21 protein-coding genes are annotated in these 15,816 nt (G+C 73.6%); 14 read left to right on the top strand and 7 right to left on the bottom strand.

Going from position 1 to position 15,816, the window contains the following annotated elements; all coding sequences use genetic code 11:
- Positions 1 to 28: 28 nt before the first annotated feature.
- Positions 29 to 466 carry a hypothetical protein gene (locus ACY3FI_RS16035; RefSeq protein WP_462548604.1) on the top strand — a complete coding sequence of 146 codons (438 nt, stop codon included), beginning with the start codon at positions 29 to 31 and terminating at the stop codon, positions 464 to 466.
- On the opposite strand, the gene ACY3FI_RS16030 is transcribed toward ACY3FI_RS16035, so the two are convergent.
- From ACY3FI_RS16030 to ACY3FI_RS16015, 4 genes are read right to left on the bottom strand one after another with little or no spacing between them, the layout of a single operon-like run.
- A complete protein-coding gene (locus tag ACY3FI_RS16030; RefSeq protein WP_462548603.1) occupies positions 400 to 1,197 on the bottom strand; it encodes a signal peptidase I in 798 nt (265 codons plus the stop codon). The genes ACY3FI_RS16035 and ACY3FI_RS16030 overlap by 67 nt on opposite strands.
- Positions 1,194 to 2,108 carry a hypothetical protein gene (locus tag ACY3FI_RS16025; protein WP_462548602.1) on the bottom strand — a complete coding sequence of 305 codons (915 nt, stop codon included), beginning with the start codon at positions 2,106 to 2,108 and terminating at the stop codon, positions 1,194 to 1,196. The genes ACY3FI_RS16030 and ACY3FI_RS16025 overlap by 4 nt, the downstream gene beginning before the upstream one ends.
- Positions 2,105 to 2,677, bottom strand: a complete 573-nt coding sequence (locus ACY3FI_RS16020; RefSeq protein WP_462548601.1) for a SipW-dependent-type signal peptide-containing protein — start codon at positions 2,675 to 2,677, stop codon at positions 2,105 to 2,107. Before ACY3FI_RS16020 ends, ACY3FI_RS16025 begins: the two co-directional genes overlap by 4 nt.
- Before the next feature lie 32 nt (positions 2,678 to 2,709).
- Complete coding sequence (locus ACY3FI_RS16015; protein ID WP_462548600.1) at positions 2,710 to 3,258, bottom strand: alternate-type signal peptide domain-containing protein; 549 nt, start codon at positions 3,256 to 3,258, stop codon at positions 2,710 to 2,712.
- Between the two features lie 142 nt (positions 3,259 to 3,400).
- On the opposite strand from ACY3FI_RS16015, the gene ACY3FI_RS16010 reads away from it, so the two are divergent.
- The gene (locus ACY3FI_RS16010) at positions 3,401 to 3,694 is read left to right on the top strand and encodes a PLDc N-terminal domain-containing protein (RefSeq protein ID WP_462548599.1); all 294 of its coding nucleotides are present in this window, start codon (positions 3,401 to 3,403) and stop codon (positions 3,692 to 3,694) included.
- A gap of 17 nt (positions 3,695 to 3,711) precedes the next feature.
- Entirely contained in the window at positions 3,712 to 4,281 is a 570-nt protein-coding gene (locus ACY3FI_RS16005; RefSeq protein WP_462548598.1) for a VanZ family protein, read from the top strand.
- Between the two features lie 105 nt (positions 4,282 to 4,386).
- Here ACY3FI_RS16005 and ACY3FI_RS16000 read toward each other — a convergent pair whose 3' ends face one another.
- Positions 4,387 to 4,839: a MarR family winged helix-turn-helix transcriptional regulator gene (locus ACY3FI_RS16000; protein WP_462548597.1), complete on the bottom strand. Its 453-nt coding sequence runs from the start codon at positions 4,837 to 4,839 to the stop codon at positions 4,387 to 4,389.
- A 164-nt stretch (positions 4,840 to 5,003) separates the two neighbouring features.
- On the opposite strand from ACY3FI_RS16000, the gene ACY3FI_RS15995 reads away from it, so the two are divergent.
- The 3 genes from ACY3FI_RS15995 (at position 5,004) to ACY3FI_RS15985 (ending at position 7,587) form a co-directional block, all read left to right on the top strand.
- Positions 5,004 to 5,654, top strand: a complete 651-nt coding sequence (locus ACY3FI_RS15995) for a COG1361 family protein (protein WP_462548596.1) — start codon at positions 5,004 to 5,006, stop codon at positions 5,652 to 5,654.
- A gap of 197 nt (positions 5,655 to 5,851) precedes the next feature.
- Positions 5,852 to 6,736 (top strand): S26 family signal peptidase, encoded by an 885-nt coding sequence (locus ACY3FI_RS15990; protein ID WP_462548595.1) that lies wholly within the window; start codon positions 5,852 to 5,854, stop codon positions 6,734 to 6,736.
- Positions 6,733 to 7,587, top strand: a complete 855-nt coding sequence (locus ACY3FI_RS15985) for a LamG domain-containing protein (RefSeq protein ID WP_462548594.1) — start codon at positions 6,733 to 6,735, stop codon at positions 7,585 to 7,587. Before ACY3FI_RS15990 ends, ACY3FI_RS15985 begins: the two co-directional genes overlap by 4 nt.
- A 30-nt stretch (positions 7,588 to 7,617) precedes the next feature.
- On the opposite strand, the gene ACY3FI_RS15980 is transcribed toward ACY3FI_RS15985, so the two are convergent.
- Positions 7,618 to 8,028: a MarR family winged helix-turn-helix transcriptional regulator gene (locus ACY3FI_RS15980; protein ID WP_462548593.1), complete on the bottom strand. Its 411-nt coding sequence runs from the start codon at positions 8,026 to 8,028 to the stop codon at positions 7,618 to 7,620.
- 50 nt (positions 8,029 to 8,078) lie between these two features.
- Between ACY3FI_RS15980 and ACY3FI_RS15975 the strand changes: the two genes are divergently transcribed.
- Positions 8,079 to 8,822, top strand: coding sequence for an alpha/beta fold hydrolase (locus ACY3FI_RS15975; RefSeq protein WP_462548592.1), 744 nt, complete (start codon positions 8,079 to 8,081; stop codon positions 8,820 to 8,822).
- 26 nt (positions 8,823 to 8,848) lie between these two features.
- Here the strand turns inward: ACY3FI_RS15975 and ACY3FI_RS15970 are convergent, their stop codons facing one another.
- Positions 8,849 to 9,592 carry an SDR family oxidoreductase gene (locus tag ACY3FI_RS15970; protein ID WP_462548591.1) on the bottom strand — a complete coding sequence of 248 codons (744 nt, stop codon included), beginning with the start codon at positions 9,590 to 9,592 and terminating at the stop codon, positions 8,849 to 8,851.
- A gap of 175 nt (positions 9,593 to 9,767) precedes the next feature.
- Here ACY3FI_RS15970 and ACY3FI_RS15965 point away from each other — a divergent pair, with 175 nt between their 5' ends.
- The 7 genes from ACY3FI_RS15965 (at position 9,768) to ACY3FI_RS15935 (ending at position 15,674) form a co-directional block, all read left to right on the top strand.
- Positions 9,768 to 10,520 carry an SDR family NAD(P)-dependent oxidoreductase gene (locus ACY3FI_RS15965; RefSeq protein ID WP_462548590.1) on the top strand — a complete coding sequence of 251 codons (753 nt, stop codon included), beginning with the start codon at positions 9,768 to 9,770 and terminating at the stop codon, positions 10,518 to 10,520.
- Between the two features lie 100 nt (positions 10,521 to 10,620).
- Positions 10,621 to 11,163, top strand: a complete 543-nt coding sequence (locus ACY3FI_RS15960; protein WP_462548589.1) for a dihydrofolate reductase family protein — start codon at positions 10,621 to 10,623, stop codon at positions 11,161 to 11,163.
- A gap of 151 nt (positions 11,164 to 11,314) precedes the next feature.
- Positions 11,315 to 11,932 (top strand): NUDIX hydrolase, encoded by a 618-nt coding sequence (locus tag ACY3FI_RS15955; protein ID WP_462550376.1) that lies wholly within the window; start codon positions 11,315 to 11,317, stop codon positions 11,930 to 11,932.
- A 101-nt stretch (positions 11,933 to 12,033) separates the two neighbouring features.
- Positions 12,034 to 12,669 (top strand): copper resistance CopC family protein, encoded by a 636-nt coding sequence (locus ACY3FI_RS15950; protein WP_462548588.1) that lies wholly within the window; start codon positions 12,034 to 12,036, stop codon positions 12,667 to 12,669.
- A gap of 83 nt (positions 12,670 to 12,752) precedes the next feature.
- Positions 12,753 to 13,697 (top strand): CPBP family glutamic-type intramembrane protease, encoded by a 945-nt coding sequence (locus ACY3FI_RS15945; protein WP_462548587.1) that lies wholly within the window; start codon positions 12,753 to 12,755, stop codon positions 13,695 to 13,697.
- Positions 13,684 to 15,009, top strand: coding sequence for a sensor histidine kinase (locus ACY3FI_RS15940; protein WP_462548586.1), 1,326 nt, complete (start codon positions 13,684 to 13,686; stop codon positions 15,007 to 15,009). The genes ACY3FI_RS15945 and ACY3FI_RS15940 overlap by 14 nt, the downstream gene beginning before the upstream one ends.
- On the top strand, positions 15,006 to 15,674 hold the full coding sequence (locus tag ACY3FI_RS15935) for a response regulator (protein WP_462548585.1): 669 nt from the start codon (positions 15,006 to 15,008) through the stop codon (positions 15,672 to 15,674). The genes ACY3FI_RS15940 and ACY3FI_RS15935 overlap by 4 nt, the downstream gene beginning before the upstream one ends.
- Positions 15,675 to 15,816 lie beyond the last annotated feature (142 nt).

The raw sequence follows: 15,816 nt of genomic DNA, 5'->3' as shown, positions 1-15,816 counted from the left end.
CCCACGACCAGCAGGCAGAGCAGGGGGCATGACCACGGACACGTCGGACCGCACACCCATGACCGGGTTCTTCGTCGCCGGGAGCTGGCGCAACCAGGCCGCGATCCGCGACGTGGTCCGGGCGCTCGACGAGGCCGGCCACTCGTCGTACAGCTTCGTCCGCGCGCAGTACGACGTCGAGGCCGCGCGGTTCGCGGTACCGGGCGGCGCCGATGACGCCGAGCTCGACGATCCCGGTGTCGAGCGGCTCTTCGCGCAGGACCTCGCGGCACTGCGCGCTGCCGAGCAGTTCGTGCTCGTCCTCCCCGCGGGCGCAGCGGGACACATGGAAGCGGGCATCGCGTACGGGCTCGGCAAGCGGTGCTGGGCGGTGGGCCGGGCCGACCGGTCGGAGACGCTCTACCGGGTCTTCGAGGGCATGGTCCCCGACGGGCCGGCACTCGTCGAGCGGCTCCGACGCGACTGAACGAGCCGCAGCGCACGCCGACCGCGCACGACGCCCCGTGCACGGCGGTCGCGCCGACGCCGCACGGAACCGACGATCCCGAGCGCGACCATGACCGCCCCGTAGAGCAGCAGCGCCACTGCGACGGTCGGCACGAGCCAGCCGCGTGACCCGTTCACGAGCTGGTTCGCGTACCCGACGCCGGGCACGCTGTACCAGACCACCCCACGGACCTGCGCTGCCTGCACCGGGCGGGCGTCCGGTACGGCGTTGGCGTCGCCCTTCGTGACGAGGCGCCGCGTGCCGTCGGAGGCCGAGGTCACCGAGGTCACCCGGTGGGTGACGACCGCGGGCTCACCGGAGGCGATCTGGTAGGTCACGACGTCGCCGACGCGGATGTCGTCGACCGGGGTCGGACGGACGACGACGAGCGTACCCGGGGGCAGGGACGGCTCCATCGACTCGGTGAGCACGGTCAGCGGGACGGAGCCGGTCGCCTTCGGCAGGACGACGAGGACGACGGCGAGGGCGGCGAGCAGCACCACGGTGCCGGTGGTGATGCCGACGAGCAGGGCGTGCAGGACCGCACGCCAGCCGGAGCGCACGACCGGCTCGACGACCGTCGTCGGACCGGTCGGCGCGGTGTGGCGTCCGGGCAGCAGCCGGGCCGGCCGACGGCGCACCCCGCGGTGGGCGGTCCGCGCACGACCCGGACCGGTCCGGTGCACCGACGACCGGGTGGGCACGCTCATGCGCCGCACCGGACGGCCGGGGAACCGGTCGTCTTGTCGTACCGGGTGATCTGCCCCGTCCCGGCGACCGTGTCGGTCGGCTGCCCGCTCGCGTCGAGGGCACGGATCGTGACGGTCAGCGTGCCGGTCGCTCCGGCCGGGAGCTGCTCGGGGGCGACGGTGATCCGGTGCCAGTCGCCGTACTGCGCGTCACCGACCGCCGCGGACCCGACGAAGGCCTGGTACTTCGTGGCGGCGTCGCGGTACGGGTCGTCCCAGCTGAGCTCGACGTAGTTGTCGTCGTTCGCGGCGCTCGTGCAGGCGAGGGTCGCGGTCGTGCCCGCGGTCCCGGTGTTGAGGTAGAAGCCGCCGGTCACGACCGGGCTGACCCAGCTGCCGGTGGAGGTGGTGAGGGCGATGCGGACGTTCGCCGTGGCCGGTGTCGGAGCGTCGGCGGTCACGGTGCTTCGGATGCACCAGATGGTGGACGCACCCGCGTCGAGCCGGGTCGTCAGGCTCGCCAGCGACGCCCACGTGCCGGTGACGGCTCCGGACCCGACCGCAGCGGTCGCGGTGCACGAGTCCGAGGTGGCGACCGGCCAGGCGTCGACGCGGACGGCCTGGGCGAGCGCGGTGGAACTGCCGGCGACGACCGACACCGTGGTGGTGGTGCTGCCGGCGAGGTTCCCGCTGTTCCGCAGGGTGATCGGTGCCGTGGTCGACGGCGCACCGGCGGAGAAGGTGGTGGTCAGGGCACCGGTCCCGGTGATCGCGGCGGACGGCTTGCCGATCACCGCGCTCGACCAGGTGGACTGCGAGGTGGTCCAGAGCGCCCACGCGGCGGTGGTCCCGGTCGCCGCGAGCACGAGCGAGACGACGGCCACGACGACGACGACGGCGACGACCGACACCGGGCGGACCGGGGCCGTCACGAGACCACCTGCGTCCCGGTCACGGTGAGGGTGAAGTCGGTGACCGCTCCCGAGACCGACTGCGGGGCGTCCGCGTCGAGCACGACCTCGACGCAGGCGGTCGCCGTGACGTTCTTCGGGAGCGTGTAGTAGCCGGCACCGGTGTCGAAGTCGGCCAGACGCGAGGTCGCCCCGCCGAGACCGGCTCGGCATCCGGCTGCCGAGCCGACAGCGGACAGGTGCAGCGTGAGTTCGCCGAGCACGGCGGTCGGCGTCGAGGTGTCCGCGTAGGACACCTTCGTCGCCGTGACCGCCACGCGCATCGAGAGCGGCACCGTGCCGGTGTTGCGCACGGTGAAGGTCCCGGTGCTGCTCGCGCCGGGGCCGAGCACGGCGGTGTGCATGTCGGTGAGCGGGGAGACGAAGACGGATGCGGTGCCGGAGCGGACGACGGACCCGCCGCCCGCCGTCGCGGCATCGGTCCAGAGGGCGTTCGTGCCACCCGTACCGAGGAGACCACCGAGCACGACGGCCAGCAGGACGGGGACGACGAGCAGCACGGAGCGCCGGGTGATCCGCGAGGGGACCACCCGTCCGGCGCTGTGCCGCCCCCGCCGCGCCATCAGGACGCGATCGGCTTCTGGGTCAGCGTGAACGTCAGGCCGCTGAGGTCGATCGACTGGGCCTTGCCGGTCGTGACGTCCTCGGCGAGGCCGATCGTGTAGGTGACGTCGAGCGTCGAGGTGCCGTCGGTGGGCGCGACGGTCCAGGTCGTCCGCCCGGCCTGCTGCAGCGCCGAGTCCGTCGAGATGAGGTCGAGGTACTGGGTGGCTGCGGTGATGAGCTCCGCGTCGCCGGTGATGCTCTGTGGCGCGTAGGACAGGTCGGCGGTCAGGTCCTTGCCGGTCGCGGTCACGTTCAGCGTCTGGTGGAACCGGTAGGTGTTGCCGGGGACCATCCGGGCCTGCGTGATGTCGATGACGTCGGAGCGGCCGTTGGTGATGTCCGTCCAGACGCCGTCGGGGTTCGCGGACAGGGTCAGGGTGCCGGAGCTGACGGTCGCGGGCGGGGTGCTCGCGCTGTCGTTCCAGAGCGCGAAGCTGCCCGCTCCGCCGAGGAGCAGGGCGATGCCGGCGGCGCCGGCGATGGTGCCGGTGACGATCTTGTGCAAGGGAGTTCCGTTCGTTCGGGTTCGCGGAATGCCCTGACGGTACCTGTCCCCCTTTCTGCGGACACGGGGGTTCATCCGATTTGCCCGGCCCCAAAACGAGGGACTGTCACACTGGGTCGGGTCCTCCGCCCGGAGGACGCGGATGGCCGGTCGACCCCTCTACCGTGGGACGGCACACCCCATCGACCGACCGGAGGACCACGTGCTCGAGAACCTTTCCGGCGGCCACGTCGGCGTCATCACCGTGGTCCTGCTCGTCGAGGTCCTCGCGCTCGTGCAGGTCTGGCGCGACCGCCGCCGCAGCGGCCTCGCGAAGGTCGTCTGGACGGTCGTGATCGTCGCGCTCCCCGTGATCGGCGTGCTCGGCTGGGCGGTCAACTGGGTCCTCGGACGATTCGTCGACCGGCTGGACCGCCGCGGCGACCAGAGCGTCTGACCGAGCGGGGGAGACACGTGCCTGAACCCGTACCCGTCCTGCCGGTGGTCGTCCCGCTCGGCCTCGTCGTGTTCGGCGTGCTCGTGGCGGTCCTCGTCGCCCGACGGCGGTTCTCGTGGCCGCGCGCCTCGGTGGCGGCAGCGCTCGCCGTGTACGCCGCGGGCATCGTCGCGAACACGGTCTTCCCGGTCTTCGTCCATCGGCTGGCCGACGTCGGTCCGCAGTACCTCCCGCTCGTCCTCGTGCCGTTCGTCGACTACGAGTTCGCGGACGCGGTCACGAACGTGCTCGTGTTCGTGCCGCTCGGTGCCCTGGTGTCCCTGCTGCTCACCCGGCCGACGTGGTGGCGGGTGCTGCTCGTCGGTGCCGTGGTGAGCGCCGTGATCGAGACCACCCAGCTCGTCACGGCCGACCTCGCCGGGGGTGGGCACATCGCGGACGTGAACGACTTCCTGTGGAACACCGTCGGCGGGGTCGTCGGGTTCGCCGCCTACGCGGCGGTCGCGCGGCTGCGCCTCACCGCGCCGCTCGTCGCGCGGTTCCGCTGGCGGACCGCCGGCGACGCCGCGGACGCCCGCGCGCACTGATCGGACCACCGGACCGCGGGCGGTCCCGCGGCCGGCCGCGTGCCCTGATCCGGACCACCGCCGGTCTGGAGGAACGGGGCGGGCCCGCACCGCGCCTCCCGTCCGTCAGTCCTGCGGCACCGCCGACGCGGCCTGCTCGTACAGGCTGGTCGCCAGGTCGTTGAGCACCTCGTGCAGCTCGCCGCCGTGCGCGACGTCCACGCTCCGCAGCATCGCGTCGTAGCGGGAGCGGTAGTCGGCGACGACCGCCTCGCCGGGCGGGAGCAGGCGGAGCAGCGAGCCGCGTCGGTCGCTCGGGTTCGGCGCGCGCTCGAGCAGGCCGATGCCGGTGAGGCGGTCGACCATGTTCGTCACCGCGCCGGAGGTGAGTCCGAGGTAGCCGGCGACCTCGGTGGGGGTGGAGTACCCCGTGTCGCTGATGAGGACGAGGGCACGGAGGCCGTTCTCGTGCACGCCGGCGCGGGCGCTGAGCTGGCTGACGAGGCTGCCGTTGGCCCGGACCACCGCCGCGAACGCCGCCATGAGGTCGGTGGCGTGGTCGTCGGTCGTGGGGGGCATCGGGTCTCCGTCCGGGGTTGCGCAGGGGGTGTCCCCCGCACTGGGGCAAGTATACGAGTGGTCAAGTTGGCGAACGACTGACTATCTTGATCATTGAAGCAAGGCAGCCCGAACGCCGTGCTCCACCCCACCACCACGCACACCACCGAACGATGAGGTACCCCGTGTCCAAGCCCCGCACCTCCGCGCTGAAGCGGATCCGTTTCGCCCCCGTGGCCCTCGTCGCGGGCATCTTCGCGGCCCTCCTCCTGTCGCTGTCGCTCACCGGTACCCTCTCCGGGTTCGCCGCGAGCATCACCAACTCGAGCAACACCGCCGCCACCGGCACCCTCGTGATGCAGGAGCAGAACGCCGGCGCCACGGTCACCTGCCTCAGCACCGACGGCGGTTCGGTCTCCACCAACGCCGCGACCTGCTCGACCATCAACAAGTTCGGTGGCAGCACGACGATGACCCCGGGCAACACGGTCAACACCGCGATCTCGATCAAGAACACCGGCACCGCGAACGCCGCGACCTTCACGCTCACCCCGGGCGCGACCTGCACCCAGTCGGCGAACGGCACCCAGAACGGCACCGCGACGGACCTGTGCGCGAAGATGAACCTCGTCATCACCTCGGGGTCGACCACGGTCTTCTCCGGCACCCTCGCGAGCTTCAAGGGCGCGGCCGCCTCGTCCTTCACAATGCCGCAGGCCCCCGCCGCCGGTGCGAGCGTCCCGTTCAACTTCGCGGTGACCCTGGACTCCTCCGCGGGCAACACGTACCAGGGCCTCGCCGCCTCGGTCCCGATGACCTGGACCTTCACGGCCTAGTCCCCCTCGACCGGACCGGTCGGCGGCCCCCCACGCCGGCCGGTCCAGCACGACCCGGATCCCACTCCGGTCAGCGGGTCCCCACGGCCCGCACGCATCACCCCAGACCGGCGACGCCCGGCCGGCCCCCCACGGCCGGGCGTCGCCGCCCCCCCCCGCACCAGCCCAGCACCACCCCCGACCTCCCGGAGCAGCACATGAGCCAGACGGCAGCGATCCCGCTCAGCGGCACGCTCGACCGGCCCGTGCTCCGCGGCCGTGAAGTCTCCCGCTCCGAGACGGTCATCGCCTGGACGGTCGCCCTCGTCGCCGGCGTCCTGCTCGCCGCCGCGGTGCTGTTCCTCTCCTCCGGAGGCCGTTGGTTCGTCGTCGAGACGCCCTCGATGGGCGAGGCCGCCCCGGTCGGCACGCTCGTCCTCGACCTGCCCGTCGACGTCACCACGCTGCACGTCGGCGAGATCGTCTCGTTCGAGACCGACGCCAACCCGGGCACGGTCTACACGCACCGGATCATCGCGATCGACGCCGACGGCGGCATCCACACCCGCGGCGACATCAACGGCGCGACCGACCCGTGGACGCTGTCGCAGGCCGACGTCATCGGCACCCCGGCGCTGCTCGTGCCGCACCTCGGCTGGCTCTTCCGCGCCGCCCCGATCCTGGTCGTCGGCACCCTGATCATCTGGACGCTGACGAGCGCGTTCACCGACCGCGTCACCCGCTCGTGCCTCCGCATCGCCGGCGGCGCGCTCACCGCCTCGTACGCGGCGTTCCTGCTCAAGCCGTTCGTGAACGTCACGACGATCACCAACACCTCGTCGCCGCGCGGGGTCGAGGCGACGATCGTGTCCTCCGGCGTCTTCCCCGTCCGCGTCGACGCCCTCGGCGGGAACACCGTGCACCTCGTCGACGGCGAGGTCGGCCGCGTCGCGATCCACGAGCTCACCCGCAACGGGCACTACCAGCTCACCTCGAACATCGACCTCGACCCGCTCGGCTGGATCGCGCTCATCGCCGTGTGCGCCGTGCCGCTCGTCCTGTGCCTGGCGGTCGGCCGCGTCGAGGCGGTGCGCGCCTCGTGAACCCGGCACGCCTGCGGGACGGCCGCGTCATCGCCGTCGTCCTCGTCCTCGCACTGGCCGTCGTGGTGCTCCTGAACCACTTCGCGCCGACCCGGTCGGCCTACGGCGCCCGCGTCACGAACGACACGAACACCGCCGCCACCGCCCCCTACTTCACGTGCACCGGGGCCGTCGGGGCCGACACCGCGGGTGCGCTCTTCGCCTACCGCCTCACCGAGGCGACGAACGCGAAGACCGCGACCGACTGGTCCGGGAAGGCGTCGAACGGCGCGTACCAGGGCACGATGACGGCCACCACGCCGTCGCCGAACGCCTGCCCGCGCGACGGTGGCAGCGCGTACGTGCTGGACGGCTCGACGAGTTTCGTCTCGACGCCGAAGTCGATCGTGAACCCCACCACCTTCAGCGAGGAGGTCTGGTTCCGGACCACCGTCGCGGGCGGTCTGCTCATCGGCTTCGGGTCGAACCAGACGGCGTCCTCCGGGCAGCACGACCGACAGGTGTACCTCAACACCGGCGGCCAGCTCGTGTTCGGCGCCTACAACGGCACGACCCAGGTGGTCACCTCACCGAAGGCCTACACGGACGGTGCCTGGCACCACGTGGTCTCGACGATGTCCGCGACGAACGGCATGCGGCTCTACGTCGACGGCACGCTCGTCGCCTCGAACGCGGCGTACAAGAGCCCGGAGAACTACACCGGGTACTTCCGCATCGGGTACGACACGATCAGCGGCTGGCCGGGCGCTCCCGCGAACAACTACTTCACCGGGTCGATGCGGTACGCGGCGGTGTACAGCACGGAGCTGACGGCCGCGCAGGTCGTCGCACACGCCGCCGCCGGGCGCTGACGGACAAGGACCACTCGACGCGGCCCTGACTCACTCCGCGGTGAGCCTGCCGAGCAGGGTGGCCAGTGTGGCTCGCTGCGACTCGTCAAGCGGCGCGAAGAGCTGCAGCAGCACGTCCGCCGCGATCCGGTGACCCTGGTCGAGCGCCTCGCGCCCGGTGTCGGTCAGCGTGTACTCGAGCCGCCGCCCGCGTCCCGCCGACCGCTCGACGAGCCCGCGGTCGACGAGCCGGGTGGCGAGGGTCCCGAAGGCCTGGTCGCTCTGGAACGTCGCGACCGCGAGGTCGTGCCCGCTCGCCCCGGGCATCCGGTGCACGGCGCGGAGGGCGTCCCACTGCACGAGGCTGACGCCGACGTCGCGCAGTGCGGCGTCCATCGTGCGGTGGTTCCGGTACTGCGCGCGCTTGACCGCCTGCCCCAGTGCTTCCAGGTCCGTCGTCATGGTGCTACCGTATCAACACTCGTACATAAACATGTTTACTCAGGAGTGTCATGACCGGAACGTCCGACGACCGCCGCACCGCCCTCGTCCTGCACGGCGGCGGTGGACCACGCACCGTCGCACCCCTCGCCGACCACCTCGCTGCGACCATGCGGGTCACCGCCCCGACGCACCCGGGCTGGGACGGGACGCCTCGCCCTGCCGCGATCGACTCGGTGGGCGCCCTCGCCACCAGCCACCTCGACCGGCTCGGCGCGGACGAGGAGCGGGACGTCGTCCTCGTCGGGTCCTCGATCGGCGGCTGGGTCGCACTCGAGATGGCACTGCAGGCGGCGGAGGACTCGCCGTACGCGGGTCTGGTCGGCGCCGTCGTGGTCATCGACACCGTCGGTCCGGTCGTGTCCGACGAGCCGGTCGCGGACTTCTTCGCGCTCGGCGCCCGCGGGCTGGCCGAGCTCGCCTGGCACGACCCCGAGCGGGGCTACACCGACCCGGCCACGCTCACCGACGAGCAGCGTGCCGTGCAGCAGGCGAACGGCCGCACGATGGCCGCCCTCGCGGGTCGGTCCATGAGCGACCCGGGTCTGCTCGCGCGGCTCGGCGCGGTGCGGGTGCCGACCCTCGTGGTCTCGGGCGCGAGCGACCGCATCGTGACCCCGGCGCACGGGCGTGCCGTGGCGGCGGCCGTCCCCGGTGCGCGCTTCGCCGAGGTGGCGGCAGCCGGGCACCTCCCGCACCTCGAGGCACCCGAGGCGACCTGGGCGGTCCTCGACCCGTTCCTGCGCGGGCTCTGAGCGGGCCGCCTGCTGCCTGGTGTGGGCTACGCCCGCCCGGGCAGCATCGACAGCGCCTGCGACCGCTGCGCCAGCAGCTCGGCGTACGTGCCGTCCCGCTCCGCCCAGCGCAGACGCTCGGCGGCGGTCACGACGACCTCGTGCGGCGTCGGCTCCGCGGACAACCGGTCGAGCACTTCGTCGAGGTAGTCGTCGAGTGGCAGCGCCGCGGGGTTGACGCGCTCCTGCCCGGCGGTCGCGACGGCCGGCGGCACGAGTTCGGTGACGTCGACCCCGGTGCCGGCGAGCTGTGCGCGGAGCGCCTCGGTGTACGCGTGCACGCCGGCCTTCGACGCGCCGTAGGTCGGCATCGGCGGGAACGGCAGGAACGCGATGCCCGAGCTGACCGTCACGAGGTCGCCGCCGCCGCGGGCGACGAGGTGCGGCGTGAATGCGTCGAGCACGCGGATCGTGCCGAGCAGGTTCACGGCGATCGTCTCCTCGGCCTGTGCGACGTGCGTCGGGTCGCGGAGGTCCTCGAGCAGCATGACGCCCGACATCGTCACGACGAGGTCGAGGTCGGGGTGCGCGGCGAGGACCGCGTCGCGGGCGGCGGTGACGGAGGCCGGGTCGGTGACGTCGACCCGGACCGTCGGCAGGTCGGTGATGCGTCCGGGGTCGCGTCCGCCGACGACGACGGTGCTGCCTGCGGCGGCGAGCCGCCGTGCCAGGCCGAGTCCGATGCCGGAGGTGCCCCCGACGACGAGTGCGGTGCGCTTCGTGGTGTCCATGGCAGCAGCGTCGCGCGCTGCGCACCCGGGAGACAGGTCCCCGCCGATCCGGGGACCGTCAGGACCAGGACCACCCGCCGGTCGGGAGGCGCGGTGCGGGCCCGCCCCGCGCCTCCCGACCGCCGCCGTGGACGCGGGGCTGACGCCGACGCGCCGGCGCGGCCATGATGGGCGCATGTCCCGCATCCTCGTGACCGGCTCCACCGACGGACTCGGTCGGGCGACCGCCGTGTCCCTGCTCGACGACGGTCACGACGTCGTCGTGCACGCTCGCAACGCCGCCCGTGCCGAGGCCGTCGGCGACCTGGTCGACCGTGGTGCCGCCCTCGTCGTCGCCGACCTCGCCGACCGTGACGCCGTGCTCGGCGCCGCCCACGACCTCGCTGCCGGGGACCCCGTCGACGTCGTCGTGCACAACGCCGGCGTCATCTCCGGCCCCTCGCTCGTCCCGGTGAACGTCGTCGCGCCGTACCTCTTCACCGCGCTGCTGCCGTCGGCGTCCCGGCACGTGTACCTGTCCAGCGGCATGCACCGCGGGGGTCGGCCGCGTCTCGACGGGGTGGACTGGGACGGACGCACGGCGACCGGCTCGTACTCGGACACGAAGCTCTTCGTGACCGCGCTCACGCTCGCCGTCGCGGAGCGTCGTCCGGAGGTCACGGCGAACGCGGTCGACCCCGGGTGGGTCCCGACGAAGATGGGCGGAGCGGGTGCACCGGACGACCTCGTGCTCGGGCACCGCACGCAGGAGTGGCTCGCGACCGCTCCCGAAGCAACCACCAGCGGCGGTTACTGGTTCCACCAGCAGCGGCAGGAGCCGCATCCGGCCGTCCTCGACCGGCGGTTCCGGGACCAGCTCGTGGACACGCTCGCGCGGGAGACCGGCGTCGAGCTCGGCGCGCGCGCCGCCGGGGAGCAGGCGTCGTGACGGTCCGGGTGCACAACTTCGCGGTCTCGCTGGACGGCTTCGGTGTGCCGGCGCGGAGCAGTCCCTGGAGCGGCCGTTCGGGCACGCCGACGGTCGACTCATGAGCTGGTTCCAGCAGACCGCCACGTTCCGCGCCATGATCGGTCGGACCGACGGCGAGACCGGGATCGACGACTCCTTCGCGCGACGGTGGGGGCCGGGGATCGGGGTCGAGATCATGGGGCGCAACAAGTTCGGTCCGCAGCGTGGACCGTGGCCGGACGACGGCTGGCAGGGCTGGTGGGGCGACGAGCCGCCCTTCCACACGCCGGTGTTCGTGCTCACCCACCACCCGCGGCCGCCGCTCGCGATGGCCGGGGGCACGACCTTCCACTTCGTCGACGCGTCCCCCGCCGAGGCGCTCGCGCTCGCCCAGGCTGCTGCACCGGGCACCGACGTCCGGATCGGCGGCGGGGTGGAGACCGTGCGGGAGTTCCTCGCCGCCGACCTCGTCGACCACCTGCACGTCGTGGTGGTCCCGATCGTCCTCGGTCGGGGCGAGCGGCTCTGGGACGGACTCGAGGGCCTCGAGGAGCGGTTCGACGTCGAGACGGTGGCGTCGCCCTCCGGCGTCGTGCACGTGACGGCGACCCGGCGGCGCTGACGCTGCGGAGGTGGACGGTCCGCGCCCGGCGGCGCTGACGCTGCGGAGCTGGACGGTCCGCGCCCGGTAGCCTGGCGACGTGGTCGAACCAGGGGGTCCGCGCGCGCAGCTCGCAGCGCTCCTCGACGGCGACCGTCCCCTCGTCACCGGCATGCCGTCCGCGCCGTCGCCCCGGGCCGCGGCCGTGCTCATGCTGTTCGGCGCGCTCGACCGGATCCCCGCGGCGCGACCCGGATCGGCAGCGGCGGTCCCCGCCGACCTCGACGTGCTCCTCCTCGCCCGTGCCACCACGCTCCGCGCGCACCCCGGCGAGGTCGCCTTCCCCGGCGGTCGTGTCGACCCCGAGGACAGCGGCCCCGTGGCCGCAGCGCTCCGCGAAGCGCGCGAGGAGACCGGCCTCGACCCCGCCGGCGTCGACGTCCTCGGCACGCTGCCGCCCGTCCCGCTGGCGTTCTCGCGGCACCTCGTCACGCCCGTGCTCGGCTGGTGGCACGAGCCCTCCCCGGTGCAGGTCGTCGACCGGGGTGAGACCGCCGCCGTGTTCCGGGTGCCCGTCGCGGACCTCGTCGACCCGGCGAACCGCGGCGTCACGGTGCTGCACCGGGCGGACCGGGAGTGGCGCGGACCGGCGTTCGAGGTGGCCGGGGCGGACGGCACGCATGTCGTGTGGGGCTTCACCGCGGCGCTGCTCGACGCCCTGTTCGAGCGCGTCGGCTGGGCCGAACCGTGGGACGCCGAGCGCGTCGTGCCGCTGCCGACGCAGGCCTGACCCACGCCGGACGCCCGGTTCCGCCCCTCCTCCCACCTCGACCCGTCCGCGGAGCCGGTCCGCTCCGAAGCACCTCCGACCACCGCCACCGAAAGGCCCCCGTGCGCTTCCGTTCCCTCCTCGCCGCTGCCGTCCCCGTCGCGCTCGCCGCGGTCCTCGTGACCGCCGGTCCCGCCGCCGCGCACGACTCCCTCGTGTCCGCGACCCCGGCCGCCGACAGCACCGTCGCGGGCACCGTCGACGAGGTGGTCCTGACCCTCTCGGAGCCGCCGCTGTCCGGCCTGCAGACCGGCATCGTGATCAGCGTCACCGGACCGGACGGGGCGGAGCACACCAGCGGGGACGTCCGGACGGCAGGGAACACCATCGCGAAGGACGTCGACCTCGCCGCCGCCGGGTCGTACGACGTGCGGTGGCGCAGCGTCTCCGTCGACGGGCACCCCATCGACGGCGAGTACCGCTTCACGTCACAGGGCGCACCCTCGGCCACCCCGACCGCGGCCGCGTCGACCGATGCGTCGAGCCCGGCGGCCACCACGACCCCGACAGCCACCGCCGACGCGGTCGTGTCCGACGCCGCCGGCACCGCAGCGCCGGCCGAGCACCAGCACGGGCAGACGGCGACCCTGTGGTTCCTGGTCGGCCTGGTCGTCCTCGTCCTGGTCGCCGTGCTCGTCACCCGGGTCGTCTCCCGCCGTCGGACGGCCGCCGCCGGGGACGACGAGGGCACCGGGTAGCGCCTACGACTTCCGTCGCAACCCCGGCAGGAGCCTCCCTCCGCCGGTCGTCCGCATCGCTCTCACTTCCTAGCGTCGAGGGCATGACGAACACCACCGCACCGACCGGGATCCGGGCCCTCGTGGCCCGGTACCCGTTGCGCATCTTCTTCACCCTCGCGCTGGCCCTGAGCTGGCTCGCGTGGGTGCCCTACATCCTGTCGCCGCACGGCCTCGGCGTGTGGGACCTGCACTTCCCCGAGTTCCTCGGCACCGCGCAGTTCACCGGCGTCCTGCCCGGCGCCCTGCTCGGCCCGCTCGGCAGCGCGTTCCTCGTGACGGCGCTCGCCGACGGTCGCGCCGGACTCCGCCGCTGGGTCGGACGGCTCTGGCGCTGGCGGGTCGCCTGGTACTGGTACGCGCTCGCCCTCGTCGGCGTTCCCGCGCTCGTCGTGCTGACCGGGCTACCCTTCGCCGGTGGCCAGGTGCAGGCGCCCTCGCTCATGGTCCTGGTCGCCCTCGTGCCCGGGTTGATCGTGCAGCTGTTCAGCACGGGGCTGTCCGAGGAGCCCGGCTGGCGCGACTTCGCCCTCCCTCGGCTGCAGTCGCGCTTCGGACCGCTCGGCTCCGCTGCGGTCCTCGGGCCGATCTGGGCGCTGTGGCACATGCCGCTCTACCTCAGCGACTGGGGCGGCTGGCCGGACGTGCACTGGACCGAGCCGCTCGTGTTCACCCTGTTCACCATCACCTTCAACGTCGTGATGACCTGGGTCTTCAACCGGACCGGCGAGAGCCTGCCGCTGTCGATGCTGCTGCACGTCGGCGTGAACAACACCATCTCCACGCTCTGGGCCGACATGTACCCGGGCATGAGTGCCGGCACGATGATGCAGGGCCTCGCGATCGTCTCGACCGTCGCCGCCGTCGTGCTGGTCGTCGTCACCCGCGGCCGCCTCGGGTACCCGGGACCCCGCACCGGCTCCGCCGCGACCGTGGCCCCGGCCGACCGCGACCGTGCGCTCGTAGGATCGAACGATGGCACCCGCTGACGCGCGCGACCGGCGCACCGACGTCCTCGTCGCGGCGGGCACGGCCGTCGTCTCCCTCGGGCTGCTGCTCGGGCTGCCCCCGCTCGACGCCGTCGACCCGGACAGCGTCCACACGTCGTGGCCCAGCGTCGGCGGCACCGCCTGGTCGGTGACCGCCGCGGTGCTCCTCGTCCAGTCCCTCGTGCTCCTCGCGGCACGACGGGCACCGCGGACGACGCTCCTCGTGACGGCCGCGCTCGCCGTGGTCGTCGGGGCGCTCGCGAGCACGTCGCTCTTCGGGCTGACGAGCCTGCCCGTCGTCGTCGCGGTCGTCCTCGCCGGTCTCCGGCACCCCGTCGGCCGCCTCTGGCCCACGCTGACCGGGGCTGCGGTGCTCGTGGCCGCGGCGCAGGGCCTGGCCGCGACGACCGACCCGGCAGCCGTCCCGGGCGGACCGGGTCAGGCCGTGCTGCAGGCCCTCGGAGTGGTGGGCATCCCGCTCCTCGTGGTGCTCGTCGTCCGCTCCCGCCGCGACGTCCGTGCCGCCAGGACCGCCGAGGCCTCCGCCCGGACCGCCGAGGCGTCCGCGGTGGACCGGGAACAGGACGCCCGGCTCGAGGCGGCGATCGCCCGCGAGCGCTCGGCGATGGCCCGGGAGCTGCACGACATCGCCGCGCACCACCTCTCGGGCATCGCGCTGATGTCCGCCGTGATCGACCGTCAGATCGACGCCGACCCGGAGCGCGCGCACGAGGGCGTCCGGCAGGTCCGCGAGCAGAGCACCGCCGTGCTCGAGGACCTCCGCCGACTCGTCGGTCTGCTCCGCGAGGACTCCCCCGCCGAACGCACCGTCGAGACCGTCGCCGGGATCGTCGACCTCGTCGAACGCGCCCGGTACCGCACCCCCGTCGACCTCGACGTCCGCGCCGGCGACCGCCCGCTGGCGGACGGCGTCGGACCGCTCGCCCAGCTCGCCGTCTACCGCACCGTCCAGGAGGCGCTCGCCAACGTGGCCCTGCACGCACCCGGCGCGGCGTGCCGCGTCGTCGTCGACGACCGTGCCGACGACCACCTCACGATCCGCGTCGACAACGGTCCGGCGACGGTCCCGTCCGCCGGGAGCACGCCGGCGGGTGGGAACGGACTCCGCGGCATGCGCGAGCGTGCGGACCTGGTCGGGGCGCGCCTCCAGACCGGACCGGCGGACGGTGGCGGCTGGTCGGTGGTCCTGACCGTCGGACGGGAGGCGCTCCCCGCGTCCGACGCGACCGCTGCGGACGGCCGCGGTGCCGGTCCGACGTCCGCGACGACCGACGGCGAGGTGGCCCGGTGATCCGGGTCCTCGTCGCCGACGACCAGCCGCTCGTCCGGGCCGGGGTCTCCGCGCTCCTCGCGGCCGAGCCGGACATCGAGGTGGTCGGGGTCGCCGCAGACGGCGGTGAGGCGCTCGCGCTCGCCCGCGAGACCCGGCCGGACGTCGCCTGCCTGGACATCCGGATGCCGGTCCGCAACGGCATCGAGGTCGCACGGGAGCTCTGCGCTCCGGGGGCGGACCCCGCCGTGCCGGTGCTCATGCTCACGACGTTCGACATGGACGAGCTCGTCTTCGGGGCACTCGAGGCCGGCGCGTCCGGCTTCCTGCTCAAGGACGCCGAGCCGGACGTGATCATCGACGCCGTCCGGCAGGTCGCCGCGGGCAACGGCACGCTCGACCAGGCCCTCACGCGGCGGGTGCTCCGGGAGTTCGTGTCCCGGCGGAGCCTGCAGCCGGTGACGGGCGACCGCGCGGACGACGTGCTCACGGCGCGCGAGCGGGAGGTGCTCATGCTCCTCGCACAGGGCATGTCGAACGAGGAGATCGCCGCGGCGCTCGTGGTCGAGGTCTCCACGGTGAAGTCACACCTGACGCGGATGCTCCCGAAGCTCGGGGTCCGGTCGCGGCTGCAGGCCGTGGTGTGGGCGTACCAGAACCGGATCGTGACGGTCGCCGAGGACTGAGGCCGGTGGCCCGGACGGCTCGGGCGGCGACGGCCTCGGGCTCGCGGAGGGCCGGGGACCCCGAGGCGTCCTCCGCGCAGTCCGCCTGATCGCCGAGCGCCCGCGTGAGGGCCGCGCACGGAACGGCACCCGCGGTGTGAGG

It is taken from the genome of Curtobacterium sp. RM9 (assembly GCF_054956955.1).
Note: the sequence above shows the minus strand (reverse complement) of the source record. Positions and strands in the feature narration are given on the sequence as shown.